The following is a 14,507-nucleotide window of genomic DNA, read 5'->3' as shown; positions in this document are numbered from 1 at the left end:
GTCCTTCCTCAGGTGGTGACGGGGTCGGGTGCGGAGGAGCAGGAGGCGCACAGGCCGCGGTAGACGACCTCGGCCTGCTCGACGGTGAATCCGTGGGCGTCGTCGGGGGCCAGGCAGGGGGCGGGCCCGACGGCGCAGTCGACGTCGACGATCGTGCCGCAGGAGCGGCACAGCAGGTGGTGGTGGTTGTCGTCCACCCGTGCCTCGTAGCGGGCCACCGAACCCCCGGCGTGCAACCGGCGGACCAGACCCGCGTCGGTGAGCGCGGCGAGCACGTCGTAGACGGCCTGCTGCGACACCTCGGGCAGGGTCTGCCGGGTGCGGTGGAGGAGCTCGGTGGTGTCGGCGTGCGGGGCGGCGTGCACCGCCTGCAGCACCGCCACCCGCGGGCGGGTGACGCGCAACCCGGCTGCCCTCAGCAGCGGGTGCAGCTCCGGCTCGGTGACCACGGCCGCAGTCTGCTGTCTTTTCTGGAACGAGTCAAGAAAAGGATCAGGCCTGCGGTGCCCGGGTCATCGACAGCACGTCCAGCGCCGTGTCGAGCTGCTCCTCGGTGAGGCGTCCCTGCGCGACGAACCCGGACTCGACGACCACCTGGCGGATGGTCTTGCCCTCCTTGAGCGCGGTCTTGGCGACCTTCGCGGCGTTCTCGTAGCCGATGTAGCGGTTGAGCGGGGTGACGATGGAGGGCGAGGACTCCGCCAGCGCCCGGCAGTGCTCCTCGTTGGCGGTGATCCCGGCCACGCAGCGGTCGGCCAGCAGCACGCTGACCGAGGACAGCAGCCGGATCGACTCCAGCAGGTTGCGGGCGATCACCGGCAGCATGACGTTGAGCTCGAAGTTGCCCGCCGCGCCCGCGATGCCGACCGTCGCGTCGTTGCCCATCACCTGGGCGCAGACCATCAGGGTGGCCTCGCACATCACCGGGTTCACCTTGCCCGGCATGATCGAGGAGCCGGGCTGCAGGTCGGGCAGGGCGATCTCGCCCAGCCCGGCGGTCGGGCCCGAGCCCATCCAGCGCAGGTCGTTGGCGATCTTGGTCAGGCTGACCGCGATGGTGCGCAGCACCCCGGAGGCCTCGACCAGCGCGTCGCGGGCGCCCTGTGCCTCGAAGTGGTTGGCGGCCTCGGTCAGCGGCAGCCCGGTCTGCTCGGCGATGCTGGCGATCACCTTGGCCGCGAACCCGGCCGGCGTGTTGATCCCGGTGCCGACGGCCGTCCCGCCCAGCGGGAGCTCAGCGACCCGGGGGAGCGCGGCACGGACGCGCTCGGCGCCCAGTTCGACCTGGCGGGCGTAGCCGCCGAACTCCTGGCCCAGGGTGACCGGCGTGGCGTCCATCAGGTGGGTGCGCCCGCTCTTGACCACCTCGGCGAACTCGCCCGACTTGGTGCGCAGCGTGCCGGCCAGGTGCTCCAGCGCCGGCAGCAGCTCCTCGGTGAGCGAGCGGGTGGCGGCGATGTGGATCGCGCTGGGGAAGACGTCGTTGCTGGACTGGGAGCAGTTGACGTGGTCGTTGGGGTGGACGTCGCGGCCCAGCGCGCGGCTGGCCAGCGTGGAGACCACCTCGTTGGTGTTCATGTTCGACGACGTGCCCGAGCCGGTCTGGAAGACGTCGATGGGGAACTCGGCGTCGTGACGGCCCTCGGCGACCTCGGCGGCGGCCGCGGTGATGGCCGCCGCGATCTCGGCGTCCAGGACCCCCAGCTCGGCGTTGACACCGGCCGCGGCCCCCTTGATGGTGGCCAGCGCGCGGATCAGCGCCGGCTCGATCGGGGTGCCCGAGATCGGGAAGTTCTCCACCGCCCGCTGCGTCTGCGCCCGGTACAGCGCCCGGGCGGGGACCCGCACCTCGCCCATGGTGTCGTGCTCGATGCGGACGTCGGTCTCGGGGTTCTGCGTCGTCATGGCTGCACGATAGCCGTGCCCGAGGGGTCGGCCCGCACGGTGTAGAGGGCGTACTCCAGGCGGTGGCCCTCGCGCTCGACGGGCACCACCTCCTCGGCCGTCGGGCCGAGCTCGGAGAGCCGCTCGCGCAGCTGCGGCGTCCGGTGCTGGCACCACACGACGAGGACGCCGCCGGGGCGCAGCAGCCGGAGCGCAGCGGCCAGCCGCGGCGTCTGGTACAGCTCGGCGTTGCCGGGGTGGATGAGGAAGTCGGGGCCGTTGTCGACGTCCAGCACGACGGCGTCCAGGCTGCCGGGCTCCGCCGTCGCGATCCAGCGGGCCACGTCGTCGACGTGCAACCGGCAGCGGGGGTGGGTGGCCAGCGCACCCAGCTGCGGGGTGACGCCCTCGTGGGCCCACCGCACCAGCGCCGCCTCCAGCTCGACGACCTCCACCCGCCCGGCCCCGGCCTCCAGCAGCGCGGTGGCGGTGTAGCCCAGCCCGAGCCCACCGACCAGCACCCGTCCCAGGGCGCCGTGCTCGGCGACCAGCCCGGCCAGCCGGCGCTCCGAGGCGGTCTCCCGGCTGTCCATCGCGAAGGCGCCGTCGACGACCAGCTCGTGCACCTCGCCGTCGGGGCCGGTGCGCAGCCGCAGCGCCAGCTCGCCGTGCGGGCCCGTGTGCCGGGCCAGGGTGCGCAGCTCCTCCATCCCGGCGACCCTACCGAGGCCGGCTGCGGGAATCCCGTCGGCACCAGGGCCTACCATGAACGTGTGTTCGATTCGATCCGCTGCGGCGGGTGGCGCCGGCCGCCACTAGGCTGGCGGTGCCATGGCCGGGCGCCGGCCGGCACGTCGTCGAGGAGGGCAGATGTCGGAGCACCGCCGTTCCCGGTCGGTCGCGCAGACCTTCCTCACCGACCTGCTCGAGAGCCAGCTCGCGGAGTGGCAGAGCCGGGTCGGGGGCCGGAGCGCCAGCGTCGTCGACATCGGCGGCGGCACCGGTGGGCTGGCGGTCGGGCTGGCCGCCCAGGGGCACACGGTGACGGTGGTCGACCCGAGTCCGGACGCGCTGGCCGCGCTGCAGCGGCGTGCCGCCGAGGCCGACCTCACCGACTACATCACGGCCCTGCAGGGCGACACCGGCGACCTGTCCAGCCTGCTCGGGCCGTCCTCGACCGATGTCGTGGTCTGCCACCGGGTGCTGGAGTACCTGCCCGACCCCCGGCAGGGCCTGGCCGACATCGCCGGGGTGCTGCACGAGCAGGGCGCGCTCAGCCTGCTGGTCGCCCAGCGGCACCCGGTGGTGGTCAGCCAGGCGGTCTCCGGCGACTTCGCCCACGCCCGCCGCACCTGGGCCGACGCCCGGATGCTGGACCGGACGCGGGTGCAGCGGCTGCTGGAGGAGGCCGGCTGGGACGTCCGCGCGGTGCACGGGATCGGTGCCATCTCCGAGCACGTGCCCGAACGGCACCTGGAGGGCCCGGACCGCTACCGCGAGCTGCTCGCGCTCGAGCGCGAGGTCAGCGAGGATCCCGCCTTCGCCTCGGTGGCCCCCTGGGTGCACTTCCTCGCCACCCCCGGCTGATCCCGTCCCGCCGGCCGGAGGTGTGGTCGTGAGCCGGGTCGTCATGCACGTCGACATGGACGCCTTCTACGCCTCGGTCGAGCTGCGTCAGCGTCCCGACCTGGTGGGCCGGCCGATGATCGTCGGTGGGGCCACCCGCGGGGTGGTGCTCTCGGCCAGCTACGAGGCCCGCGCCCACGGCATCCGCTCGGGCATGTCGGTCGCGGCGGCGCGACGGCTCTGCCCGACGCTGGTCTCGCTGCCGCCACGGATGGAGGACTACTCCGCGGTGTCCCGCTCGGTGATGGCGGTCTTCGACCGGTTCACCCCGGTGGTCGAGGCGGCCTCGATCGACGAGGCGTTCCTCGACGTCACCGGCAGCCTGCGGATGTTCGGCAGCGCCGTCGCGATCGGGGAGGGTCTGCGGGCCGCGGTGGCCGACGAGCAGCAGATCACCTGCTCGGTGGGGATCGGGCCCAACAAGTTCGTGGCCAAGCTGGCCTCCCAGGCCTGCAAACCCGACGGCCTGCTCGAGGTGCCGGCCGACGGCGTCGTGGAGTTCCTGCACCCGCTGCCGGTGGAGCGGCTGTGGGGTGTGGGGGAGGCGACGGCGCAGAAGCTGCACCGGCTCGGGCTGCGCACCGTCGCCGAGCTGGCCCACACCCCGGAGGAGACGCTGCGGCGGGCCTTCGGTCCGCACGCCGGCAGCCACCTGGCCCGCCTGGCCTGGGGTCGCGACGAACGGGTGGTGGTCGGCCGGGCGCCCGAGCGCAGCATCGGCAGCGAGCACACCCTCGCCGCCGACATCGTCGACCCGGTGCAGGTGCGGCGCGAGCTGCTGCGGATGGCCGACCGCACCGCGACCCGGCTGCGGCGGGCCGGCGTGCTGGGCCGGACCGTCACCATCTCGCTGCGGTTCGCTGACTTCACCACGCTCACCCGCTCGGGCACCGTGCCCGGGCCCACCGACGTCACCGAGGAGATCTACGCCCAAGCGGTGGCGCTCTACGCCCGGCTCGGCCTGCAGGGGGTGCGGATCCGGCGGGTCGGCGTCCGGGTCGAGGGCCTGGTCGAGCGGACCGAGGCCTACCGCCAACCGGAGCTGACCGAGCCGGACCGCGGCTGGCGAGAGGCCGAGGCGGCCATCGACGCCGCCACCCGGCGGTTCGGACCGGCGGCCGTGCAGCGGGCGGTGCTGACCCGCGCCCCGGAGGAGGCAGGACGTCCGCAGCGGCGCACGGAGCAGGTGGCGGAGGGGGCGACGAGCCGGCGGCACGGCCCCGCCGCCGACCGCCGGGAGGATCCGCGGCAACCGGCGTGACCCGGGAGTTTCTTTGCACCCCGGCGCGACCTAGACTTTGTCACGCGAGCCCGGGACGGGCCGTCAAAGGGGACAACCCCCGATCAGTCCGGAGGTGACGGATGGCCCTCTCCGAGGAAGAGCGACGGCTCCTCGAGCAGATGGAGGCCGCACTCGCGGCCGAGGACCCCAAGCTGGCCCACACCCTGCGCGGCACGAACCGCCGAGGGGTGCACCGGCGGCGAGCCGCGCTGGCCGGCGTCGGGTTCTTCGCCGGGGTGGCGCTGCTGCTGGCCGGTCTGCAGACCCAGTGGTGGGTCAGCGTCATCGGGTTCGTGCTGATGTTCGCCTCGGTGGCGGTGGCCGTGACGGCTTGGCGGCCCAGCGACGACGGCGCCGGGCAGGACAGCCGCCGTCCCGATCCCAGCCGCACCCCCGGTTCCGGCGGACCGAGCGCCGGCTTCATGGACAAGATGGAGGAGCGCTGGCGCCGACGCCAGGACGAGGGCTTCTGACCCGCCTCCTTCCCGAACTGACGAGACCCGCGGACCTGTCCGCGGGTCTCGTGCTTTCCGTGAGCCTCCGCACCTGGGCCGGCGTCCGCCGTCCCCCCGCCGTTCGAGGTGATCCCGCGCCGCTGGGCTCGCGGGATCACCTCGAACCAGCGGAGGACGTCAGGTCAGCTGCGGCGCCAGGGCGGGGTGAGCTTCTCCGGCCAGCGCACCCGCTCCCAGACCCTCAGCCGCTCCGGCAGCTGCCAGCTCAGCCCGGTGAACAGCGAGCGCGGCCAGATCCAGGCCAGCAGCTTGGTGTCCCAGCTCAGCGGGGCGGTCATCCCGTCCAGCACCTCGCGGGTCAGCCCGGTGACGTTGGCGTGGGTCTCCAGGCTGCGGGCGTAGCGAGCCCGCTCCACCAGCTGCGACATCGCCGTCATCGCCCGGCCAGGGCCGGCGTCCAGCCCGCGCGAGACCTGGGCGCCGATGCTGCGCGGCGACCCGCTCGGCCAGGGGTGGCCGATGTCGCGGGCGGTGTCGCGCAGCTCGGCCCAGGCCCGTTCCACCCGGTCGACGATCTCGCCGCTGTGGTCCAGCCGGGCCCGCCGGCGACGCAGCCGGAGCACGGCCGGCAGCGACATCAGCGCCAGCACGCCGGCCAGCACGCCGCCGGCCAGGGCCACCCGGCCCCACGGGAAGCCGCCACCCGGCGCGGCCGGGGCGCTCGCGGAGTCGCTCGGGGTCGGGGAGGGCGGCGGCGGGGTGCTTTCCTCCGCGCTCGGCACGGGCTCCGAGGACGGGTCGGCGCCCTCGTCGGTGGAGGTGCCGCCCCGGTTGGTGCCGGCGATGGTCCACGGCGGGGCGTTGCCGGTGACGACGGCCGGGGTCGGCTCGAAGCGCACCCAGCCCTCGCCCTCGAAGTACAGCTCGGGCCAGGCGTGCATGTCGCGCACCCGCACCTCGAACCCGCCGGCGATCCGCTCGCCCGGCAGGAAGCCCACCGACACCCGGCTGGGGATGCCGACCACGCGGGCCATCACCGCCATCGCACCGGCGAACTGCTCGCAGTAGCCCCGGCGGTCCTCGACCAGGAAGTCGGTCAGCTGCTCGTAGGTGGTGCCCTGGGCCTGCTCGGTGCTGTAGGTGAAGTCGGAGGAGCGCAGCCACTCCTGCAGTGCCGCGGCCTTGAGCGCCGGCGTGCTCGCGTCGGCGGTCCGCTCCAGGGCCACGTCGATGATCTCCGGCGGCAGGTCCGGCGGCAGCGCCGCGGTGAGGTTCGCGTCCACCGGTGCGCCGGCCTCGGCCGTGGACAGCCGCTCGCCGTCGGGCTCGATGTCGAGGCTGGTGACCTGGTAGCTGAGGTTGCGGGTCGCCTCCACCCGGTCCTGCCCGGTGGCGAGCATCATCATCGACTGCGGGTCGTAGGCCCACTCACCCTCCACGCCGACGCTGCGCGGGGCGTAGGGGAGCGGTAGGTACTCCGAGCGGAAGTCGCCCACCTGGATCTCGGTGGTCCGCTCGCGGGCCGGCTCGACCGTCAACCCCGGCGGCGGAGGCAACGTGGTCCCCGGCTGCAGCGACACCCCGGCGCTCTGCCAGCCCGCGTCGTTGAACACCGGCAGGCTGGCCATCCGCAGGTAGGACCCGCTGGGAGCGTCGGTCTGGTAGGAGAGCACCGTGTAGTTCTCGGGCTGGGTGAGGTTGCGCTTGAGGTCCAGGGTGGGGTCGGTCATCTGGATCGGGCCCTGGGCGCCCCGTCCGGCACCGACCCCCCAGCCCAGCTGGCCAGGCAGCGGGAGCACGGCGCCGATGAGCACGGTCGCCAGCAGCACCGGGACCACCACCATCGCCGCGGCCCGGGCCGCGTAGCCGACGTGCAGGCCCTGGTCGGACTGCGGGTGGTCCGGTGTCCCGACCGCCCGCGGCCACCGGGTGGCCGCGGTCAGCCCCTCGCTCAGCAGCACCACCGCGTAGCCGAGCGCCAGCAGCACGAACGGCCACCAGGTCAGGTCGTCGTTGAGCCCCAGCGCCGGCACCAGGTACAACGTCAGCGGCGGGGCGATCGCCCAGGCCGGACGCTCGATGCCCTCCACCAGGACGTCGGTGAGCACGGCCACCACGCCGATCGCGCTGACCAGCAGCAGCTTCACGCCCGGGTGCGGGATCATCGGCGCGGCCTGGGTGCGCATGTGCTCGGCCGCGGAGGAGTACAGCCCACCCACCTGGGCGAGCAGGTTCCCCTCCGTCCCGCCCAGCGACCAGGCGATGCCCGCCACGAACGCGAGCAGCACCAGCGCCTGGACGCCCAGCACCACCCCGTTGCCGAGGCCGATCCGGCGCACCACGGCGCCGACGAGGGTCACCGCCAGCGTGATCACCACACCCAGCGGGATGTAGGAGGTGTCCTGGGTGAGCGGCAGCAGCGTCAGGCTGGCCAGCGTCACCGCGAGGAAGACGGCGACGGCACTGCGGTCGGTGGCACGCATCAGACCAGCTCCCCGAGTCGTTCCAGATCACCCCAGGTGTCGGTCACCGTGCGGGTGCGGTCGGCGGTGACCACCCGCCAGCGGTGCTCGCGCAGCAGCGCGACGGCCCGGGCGTGCTCCTCGCGCACCTCGGCGTCGGCCCGCTCGGAGCGGATGGCGAAGCTGTCGGCATCCACCACCAGCGCCAGCCCGGCAGCCCGGTTGTGGCGGGTGCGCTCGAGCTGCTCCACCTCACCGCGGGTGAGCCGGCCCAGCACCGCGACCACCAGCTGGCTGCCCTGGTGCACCAGCGCGGCGTCGATCATCGGGCGCAGGGTGGCCTCGCTGGTGGTGGTGATGTCGGTCAGCTTGTGCACCACGTTGTGCCGGGTGGTCACCTGGTTGCTGCTGAGGTCGCCGACCATGGTCAGCGGGCCGCGGGTCTCCAGCAGGTTGAGCTCGAAGCCGTCGGTGAGGAAGTGCATGGCGACCGAGGCGGCGGCCGAGACCGCCCACTCGAAGGAGGAGTCCTTGCCGTGGCCGCCGTGGGCGCTGGCCCGCGAGTCGAGCATCACCGTGACGCTCGGGTCGAAGGCCTGCTCCTCGCGCCGCACCATCAGCTCCCCGCGGCGGGCGGTGGAGCGCCAGTGCACCCGGCGGACGTCGTCGCCGTGGCGGTACTCGCGCACCAGCACGTCGTCCTGGCCGACCACACCCAGCCGCTGCGGGCGGGACTCTCCGGTGGCGCCACCGCCGCCGGCGTTGCGCATCTCCTCGAGCGGGAAGATCCGGGGGGTCACCATCACCTCCGAGGTGGCGTGGAAGGAACGGTCGAGCTGGGCCAGCCCCAGCGGGTCGCTGCTGCGGACCATCAGCGGCCCGGTGCTGTAGCGGCCGCGGACCGCGCCCAGCAGCGGGTAGGTGAACTCGCGGCGCCAGTGCGAGGCCAGGGTCTGCACGGTGAACCGGGGCCGCACGCCGAGATGGCGGGGCACGTAGTCCTCGAAGCGGAGGATGCCGTAGGGGATCGGTCCGGTCTTCTCCAGCACCAGCCGGCCCACCGCGGACTCACCGATCGCCATCTGACTGGGCACCACGGTGCGCTCACAGGACAGCCGCAGCCGGGTCCGCGCCACCAGGAACGCCGCGGTGAACGGCAGCAGCACCAGCAGCAGGCCGATCCAGACCACGTCGCGCTGCCCGATCAGCGCCGCCAGGGCACCGACGGCCGTCCCGGCCACCACGAAGACGCGGCCGCGGAAGGTCAGCAGCCGCCACGGATTCCTCATCACGGGCTCCCCGGGGTCAGGCCCGTTCGGGGATGGCCACGGTGTGCACGGCCGCGGTGATGATCTCCGCCGCGCTGCGGCGGGCCAGCTGCGCCTCGGTCGAGGGCAGCACCCGGTGCGCGAGCACGGGGACGGCCAGCGAGGAGATGTCGTCGGGGGTGACGTAGTCGCGGCGGGCGAGCGCGGCCTGGGCGCGGGCAGCACGGAGCAGGCTGAGCGAGGAGCGCGGGGAGGCGCCCAGGCGGAGGTCGCGGGAGTGGCGGGTCGCGTTCACCACGCCCACCACGTACTCCTTGACCGCCGGCGCCACGTAGACGTCCTTGACCGCCTGGATCAGGCCGGTCACGGTCGCGGCGTCGGTGACCGGGCGCAGCTCGGCCAGCGGGTCGGTGGTGCCGTGGTGCTCCAGCATCTCCAGCTCGGCGCTGGCGGTGGGGTAGCCCATCTCGATCCGCGCCATGAACCGGTCGCGCTGGGCCTCGGGCAGCGGGTAGGTGCCCTCCATCTCGATCGGGTTCTGGGTGGCGACGACCATGAACGGCACGTCCAGGTGGTAGGTGGTGCCGTCCACCGAGACCTGGCGCTCCTCCATCGACTCCAGCAGCGCGGACTGGGTCTTGGGGGAGGCGCGGTTGATCTCGTCACCCACCACGATGTTGGCGAAGATCCCGCCGGGCTTGAACTCGAACTCGCGCCGCTCCTGGTTGAACACCGAGACGCCGGTGATGTCGGAGGGCAGCAGGTCGGGGGTGAACTGCAGCCGTCGCACCGAGCAGTCGATCGAGCGGCCCAGCGCCTTGGCGAGCATCGTCTTGCCGACGCCGGGGACGTCCTCGACCAGCAGGTGACCCTCGGCGAGCAGCACCACCAGTGCCAGGTCGATGCTGTCGCGCTTGCCCTCGATGACCGTCTCGATCGCGGCGCGCACGCGGCCGATGACGTCGATGACGTCGTCGAGGGTCTGGGTGGGGGCCGTCTGGCGGACGTGGTCCAGGCTCAACTCTTCCTCCGGGCTCGCGCGGGTGGCGGGCCGCCTGCCGGCCCAGACGCTCACTCTACGTGCTCCTCCCTAGACCCCGTCCGGGCGCGAGCCGCGACCCCGCGGCGCCCGGGAGGACGTCGGCGGGGGAGAGAAATGGTGCGCCCGACCGGCGTGGCGTGGCCGAGTGGGGTGAAGTGGAGTACTGTGGAGGAAAGTGGAGCAAGACGGTGCGATGGTGGGGCGAGGGGGTGCATCCGGGTGTTCCTCGGTACGCACACCCCCAAGCTCGACGAGAAGGGCCGTCTGATCCTCCCGGCGAAGTTCCGCGAGGAGCTGGCCGAGGGGCTGGTCATCACCAGGACGCAGGACCGCGCCCTGGCGATCTACCCCATGGCCACGTTCGTCCGGATGACGTCGGAGATTGCTTCCGCACCGACCAGCGTCAAGCAGGTCCGCGACTACCAGCGCATGCTGGCGGCCGGGGCCTCGGACGAGACGCCGGACAAGCAGGGCAGGATCACCATCCCTCCCCACCTGCGCAGCTACGCAGGCCTGGAGAAGGACGTGGTCGTGATCGGTGCGATCAATCGGGTCGAGGTCTGGGACGTCCAGACCTGGCAGGAGTACTCCGCTGAGCAGGAGTCGGCCTTCGCCGACATGAACGAGGAGGTGGTCCCCGGTCTCTGACCGGGTCCACGTCCTCACCGATGCAGGGGCCCACACCGTGTGACGCGGTTTCAGCCCGAGGAGCGGACGCCGGCTGGCGCACCTTCCCCGGTGCCAGGCGGCGCTTTCCCACCGCCCTCGGGCTGAAACCCCGGTGCACGGCGTGAGCCCGACGTCCGGAGCGGGGTCGAGGAGGCAGGGTCGAGGTGAGCAGCAGCAACGGGCCGGGACCGGAGGACCGGACCCACGTCCCGGTGATGCAGCGCCGGGTGCTGGAGCTGCTGACCCCGGTGCTCGGCACCGAGGGTGCGGTCTTCGTCGACGGCACCCTGGGACTGGCCGGCCACACCCTCGCCCTGCTCACCGCCTGCCCGGGCAGCCGCGTCATCGGGCTGGACCGCGACCCGGAGGCGCTGGCCCGGGCCGAGCGCCGGCTGGCCCCGGTCGCCGACCGCGTCACGCTGGTGGAGGCCGTCTACGACGAGCTGCCCGAGGTGCTCGACCGGTGCGGGCAGCCGCGGGTGCAGGCGGTCCTGCTCGACCTCGGGCTCTCCTCGCTGCAGATCGACTCCACCGAGCGCGGTTTCGCCTACGCCGTCGACGCCCCCCTCGACATGCGGATGGACGGCCGTCAGCCGCTCACCGCGGCCACCGTGGTCAACACCTACCCGGCCGGTGAGCTGGCCCGGGTGCTGCGCACCTACGGCGAGGAGCGCTTCGCCGACCGGATCGCCCGCGCCATCGTCGCCGAGCGCGAGGTGGCACCGTTCACGACCTCCGCACGACTGGTGGAGACCCTCACCCGCGCCATCCCGGCCGCCGCCCGCCGCACCGGCGGGCACCCGGCCAAGCGCACCTTCCAGGCGCTGCGGATCGAGGTCAACCGGGAGCTCGCGGCGCTGGAGCGGGTGCTGCCGGCCGCGGTCGACGCGCTCGCCGTCGGCGGGCGGATCGCGGTGCTGGCCTACCACTCGCTGGAGGACCGGATGGTCAAGCGGGTGCTCGCTGCCGCCAGCACCGACACCGCACCGCCGCACCTGCCGGTGGTGCCCGAGTCGATGCGAGCCGAGCTCCGCCTGCTCACCCGTGGGGCGGAGAAGGCCGACGCCCAGGAGATCCAGGAGAACCCCCGATCCAGCTCGGTCCGGTTGCGGGCCGCCGAACGCATCAAGGAGGCCGCGTGAGCGCACTGCTGAACGTCGGGCCGCGCCGACCCGACCCGGGTCCGCAGCGGCGACCGCACCTGTCGCCGGTCCCCGCTCCGGTGCGGGCCCGGCTCTCCCGCGTCCCGTTCCTGCTGGTGCTGGCCGCCACCCTCGGCCTGGGCATGGCCGGTCTGCTGGTGCTCAACACCACCGTGCAGACCAACGCGGTGGAGGTGCGGACGCTGCAGCAGCAGCTGACCTCGCTCAGCTACACCGAGGCCGAGCTGAAGACCCAGCTCGACGAGGCGCGGTCGCCGGCGACGCTGGCCACCCGCGCCTCCGACCTGGGCATGCGGCCCAACCCCTACCCGGCCTTCATCGACCTGGAGACCGGCGAGGTGACCGGTGACCCGCAGGAGGTCGAGGGCGACGAGATGGAGAGCCTGGTGACGAAGTCGCAGTCCCGGCTGGCCGCCGAGCAGGCCGCCGCCCAGCAGCGTGCCGAGCAGCAGCGTGCGGAGCAGGCCGCCGAGCAGCAGGCGCAGCGGAAGAAGGAGCAGCAGGCCCAGACCGAGCGCGAGCAGGAGCAGGAGGACGCCGATGACTGAGCCCCGCCGTCCGCAGCCCGGTCGACGTCCGCACCCCAGCCGCCGCCCCCGTCCCTCGACGGGCACCGGGTCGCGCCGTTCCGGCGGTGAGGCGCGTCCGAGCTCCACCGACCGCGCCGCCGGCACCGGGTCCACCCGCGGCACCTCCTCCTCGCGCGGCGCGTCCTCCACCCGCGGGTCGGCCTCCGGGCGCGGCACGACGTCCACGCGCCCGCCGGCCTCCGCCCGCACCACCTCGGCGTCCACCCGGGCACCCCGCACCCCGCGCGAGCCCAGGCCCGCCCGCGCCCCCCGCCCTCCCCGCCCGCCCCGCGAGCCGATGCGCCTGCGGCTGGGGCAGAGCGCGCTGCGGATCCGGGTGGTGCTGGTCGGGATGGCCGTGCTGGTCTCGCTGTGCGCCGGACGGCTGTTCCAGCTGCAGGCGCTCGACTCCGCCGCCTACGCCCAGTCGGCGGCGGAGAAGATGCAGTACTCGATGACCCTGCACGCCGCCCGCGGCACCATCACCGACCGCAACGGGCTGGTGCTGGCCCGCAGCGAGCCGGCGGTCAACGTCACCGCCGACCCGTCCCACACCAACCCCCCGTGCGAGCCCGACGAGACCGGGCCCTGCGGCACCGAGGTGGCCCGCAGCATCGCCGAGGTCCTCGTCCGCCACCTCGGCGGCACCGTCGCGGACTACCTGCCGAACCTCACCCAGAGCGACACCCGCTTCGTCTACCTGAAGAAGAAGGTGCCCTCGGCCACCTACCAGCGGCTGGCCGTCGAGCTCAGCGATCTCGGCCTGTACGGCGTCTTCCGGGAGAGCAACCCGATCCGCAGCTACCCCGGTGGCACCGTCGCCGCCAACGTCGTCGGCTTCGTCAACGCCGCGAACGAGGGGGCGGCCGGGTTCGAGCACTCGATGAACCGCGAGCTGTCCGGGGTGCCGGGGGAGGAGGTGTACGAGCGCGACAAGTTCGGCAACAAGATCCCGCTCGGCACCCAGGAGCTCACCCCCGCCGTGGACGGCACCTCCTACCAGCTGACCATCGACTCCGAGCTGCAGTGGGCCGCCGAGCGCCGGCTGGCCCAGCAGGTGGACTCCTCGCGTGCCGAGTCGGGCACCGCGGTGGTGATGAACGTGCGTACCGGCGAGGTGCTGGCGATGGCCAACTACCCGAGCTTCGACGCCTCCGACCCCGGTGCGGCCGATCCCGAGGACCTCGGCAACCGGGCCGTCACCCACGCCCTGGAGCCCGGCAGCGTGCAGAAGGTGCTGACCTTCGGCGCCCTGCTCGACCAGGGGCTGATCACCCCCGACACCAAGGTCACCCTGCCCCAGCGGGTCTCCTCGGGCGACGGCTACATCACCGACTCCGACGACCGGCTGGCGGGGATGCGGCTGACCGCGACCGGCGTGCTGGCCAAGTCGTCCAACACCGGCACGGTCGCCTTCACCCGGGACATGAGCCCGCAGCAGCTCATCGACTACTACCGCAGCTTCGGCCTCGGCGCCCCCACCGGGATCGAGCTGCCGGGGGAGGCGGCCGGCTACCTGCCCGGGCCGGACATGGAGCAGTACACGATGGACCAGATCTCCTTCGGCCAGGGCCTGTCGATGACGCCGATCCAGTTCACCGCCGCCGTGGCCGGGCTGCTCAACGACGGGGTCTACAACCCGCCCACGATCATCGCCTCGGCCACCGACAAGGACGGCAACCCGGTGCCGGTGGAGCACGGTGAGCCCCGCCGGGTGATCTCGCAGGAGGCCTCCGAGCAGCTGGCGCTGATGCTGGAGGCGGTGACGAGCGACGGCGGCACCGGCAGCAGCGTCGCCATCGAGGGCTACCGCACCGGCGGCAAGACGGCGACGGCGGAGCGGATCGACCCCAGCTGCGGCTGCTACCGCGGCTACACCTCGGGCTACATGGGCGTCGCGCCGGCCGAGGACCCCCAGATCGTCACCTTCGTCCAGATCGACAAGCCGAAGAAGGGACGCTACGGCGTCACCATCGCCGGCCCGGCCTACAAGGACATCACCCAGCTCGCCCTGCAGCGCTACGGCATCCAGCCGTCCGACAGCGAGCCCTACCAGGGCCAGCTGACGTGGTGAGGGCCGCGCCGGG

General features: G+C 73.4%; 13 protein-coding genes. 7 read left to right on the top strand and 6 right to left on the bottom strand.

Annotated features, from left to right (window positions below; all coding sequences use genetic code 11):
• Positions 1–8: 8 nt before the first annotated feature.
• Genes DT076_RS04140 through DT076_RS04130 form a run of 3 tightly spaced genes read right to left on the bottom strand, consistent with a single transcriptional unit; the run spans position 9 to position 2,594 of the window.
• Complete coding sequence (locus DT076_RS04140) at positions 9–449, bottom strand: Fur family transcriptional regulator (protein ID WP_114125390.1); 441 nt, start codon at positions 447–449, stop codon at positions 9–11.
• Positions 450–492: 43 nt separating this feature from the next.
• Entirely contained in the window at positions 493–1,905 is a 1,413-nt protein-coding gene (locus DT076_RS04135) for a class II fumarate hydratase (protein ID WP_114125389.1), read from the bottom strand.
• Positions 1,902–2,594 (bottom strand): polyamine aminopropyltransferase, encoded by a 693-nt coding sequence (locus DT076_RS04130; RefSeq protein WP_114125388.1) that lies wholly within the window; start codon positions 2,592–2,594, stop codon positions 1,902–1,904. Before DT076_RS04130 ends, DT076_RS04135 begins: the two co-directional genes overlap by 4 nt.
• A 160-nt stretch (positions 2,595–2,754) precedes the next feature.
• Between DT076_RS04130 and DT076_RS04125 the strand changes: the two genes are divergently transcribed.
• The 3 genes from DT076_RS04125 (at position 2,755) to DT076_RS04115 (ending at position 5,265) form a co-directional block, all read left to right on the top strand.
• Positions 2,755–3,471: a methyltransferase gene (locus tag DT076_RS04125; protein WP_157973791.1), complete on the top strand. Its 717-nt coding sequence runs from the start codon at positions 2,755–2,757 to the stop codon at positions 3,469–3,471.
• Between the two features lie 28 nt (positions 3,472–3,499).
• Positions 3,500–4,771, top strand: a complete 1,272-nt coding sequence (gene dinB, locus DT076_RS04120; RefSeq protein WP_233493625.1) for a DNA polymerase IV — start codon at positions 3,500–3,502, stop codon at positions 4,769–4,771.
• A 101-nt stretch (positions 4,772–4,872) separates the two neighbouring features.
• The gene (locus DT076_RS04115; RefSeq protein WP_114125386.1) at positions 4,873–5,265 is read left to right on the top strand and encodes a DUF3040 domain-containing protein; all 393 of its coding nucleotides are present in this window, start codon (positions 4,873–4,875) and stop codon (positions 5,263–5,265) included.
• A gap of 164 nt (positions 5,266–5,429) precedes the next feature.
• Here the strand turns inward: DT076_RS04115 and DT076_RS04110 are convergent, their stop codons facing one another.
• The 3 genes from DT076_RS04110 to DT076_RS04100 are packed head-to-tail and all read right to left on the bottom strand — an operon-like array spanning position 5,430 to position 9,998.
• Positions 5,430–7,730, bottom strand: coding sequence for a transglutaminase family protein (locus DT076_RS04110; protein WP_114125385.1), 2,301 nt, complete (start codon positions 7,728–7,730; stop codon positions 5,430–5,432).
• Complete coding sequence (locus DT076_RS04105) at positions 7,730–8,998, bottom strand: DUF58 domain-containing protein (RefSeq protein WP_158548036.1); 1,269 nt, start codon at positions 8,996–8,998, stop codon at positions 7,730–7,732. Before DT076_RS04105 ends, DT076_RS04110 begins: the two co-directional genes overlap by 1 nt.
• A gap of 16 nt (positions 8,999–9,014) precedes the next feature.
• On the bottom strand, positions 9,015–9,998 hold the full coding sequence (locus tag DT076_RS04100) for an AAA family ATPase (RefSeq protein ID WP_114125383.1): 984 nt from the start codon (positions 9,996–9,998) through the stop codon (positions 9,015–9,017).
• Positions 9,999–10,238: 240 nt separating this feature from the next.
• Here DT076_RS04100 and mraZ point away from each other — a divergent pair, with 240 nt between their 5' ends.
• From mraZ to DT076_RS04080, 4 genes are all read left to right on the top strand, one after another.
• Entirely contained in the window at positions 10,239–10,667 is a 429-nt protein-coding gene (mraZ, locus tag DT076_RS04095; RefSeq protein ID WP_114125382.1) for a division/cell wall cluster transcriptional repressor MraZ, read from the top strand.
• A gap of 185 nt (positions 10,668–10,852) precedes the next feature.
• Positions 10,853–11,830 carry a 16S rRNA (cytosine(1402)-N(4))-methyltransferase RsmH gene (gene rsmH / locus DT076_RS04090; RefSeq protein WP_114125381.1) on the top strand — a complete coding sequence of 326 codons (978 nt, stop codon included), beginning with the start codon at positions 10,853–10,855 and terminating at the stop codon, positions 11,828–11,830.
• Positions 11,827–12,399 carry a hypothetical protein gene (locus DT076_RS04085; protein WP_114125380.1) on the top strand — a complete coding sequence of 191 codons (573 nt, stop codon included), beginning with the start codon at positions 11,827–11,829 and terminating at the stop codon, positions 12,397–12,399. The genes rsmH and DT076_RS04085 overlap by 4 nt, the downstream gene beginning before the upstream one ends.
• The gene (locus DT076_RS04080; protein ID WP_114125379.1) at positions 12,392–14,494 is read left to right on the top strand and encodes a peptidoglycan D,D-transpeptidase FtsI family protein; all 2,103 of its coding nucleotides are present in this window, start codon (positions 12,392–12,394) and stop codon (positions 14,492–14,494) included. Before DT076_RS04085 ends, DT076_RS04080 begins: the two co-directional genes overlap by 8 nt.
• Positions 14,495–14,507 lie beyond the last annotated feature (13 nt).

The organism is Desertihabitans brevis (assembly GCF_003327535.1).
In the GTDB taxonomy this organism is placed as follows: domain Bacteria; phylum Actinomycetota; class Actinomycetes; order Propionibacteriales; family Propionibacteriaceae; genus Desertihabitans; species Desertihabitans brevis.
Note: the sequence above shows the minus strand (reverse complement) of the source record. Positions and strands in the feature narration are given on the sequence as shown.

Excerpts from the sequence above, each read along its gene's own strand:
- DT076_RS04105 (WP_158548036.1), bottom strand. The coding sequence starts at position 8,998 with ATGAGGAATCCGTGGCGGCTGCTGACCTTCCGCGGCCGCGTCTTCGTG.
- DT076_RS04125 (WP_157973791.1), top strand. The coding sequence starts at position 2,755 with ATGTCGGAGCACCGCCGTTCCCGGTCGGTCGCGCAGACCTTCCTCACC.
- DT076_RS04130 (WP_114125388.1), bottom strand. The coding sequence starts at position 2,594 with ATGGAGGAGCTGCGCACCCTGGCCCGGCACACGGGCCCGCACGGCGAG.
- DT076_RS04110 (WP_114125385.1), bottom strand. The coding sequence starts at position 7,730 with ATGCGTGCCACCGACCGCAGTGCCGTCGCCGTCTTCCTCGCGGTGACG.
- DT076_RS04080 (WP_114125379.1), top strand. The coding sequence starts at position 12,392 with ATGACTGAGCCCCGCCGTCCGCAGCCCGGTCGACGTCCGCACCCCAGC.
- DT076_RS04135 (WP_114125389.1), bottom strand. The coding sequence starts at position 1,905 with ATGACGACGCAGAACCCCGAGACCGACGTCCGCATCGAGCACGACACC.
- DT076_RS04115 (WP_114125386.1), top strand. The coding sequence starts at position 4,873 with ATGGCCCTCTCCGAGGAAGAGCGACGGCTCCTCGAGCAGATGGAGGCC.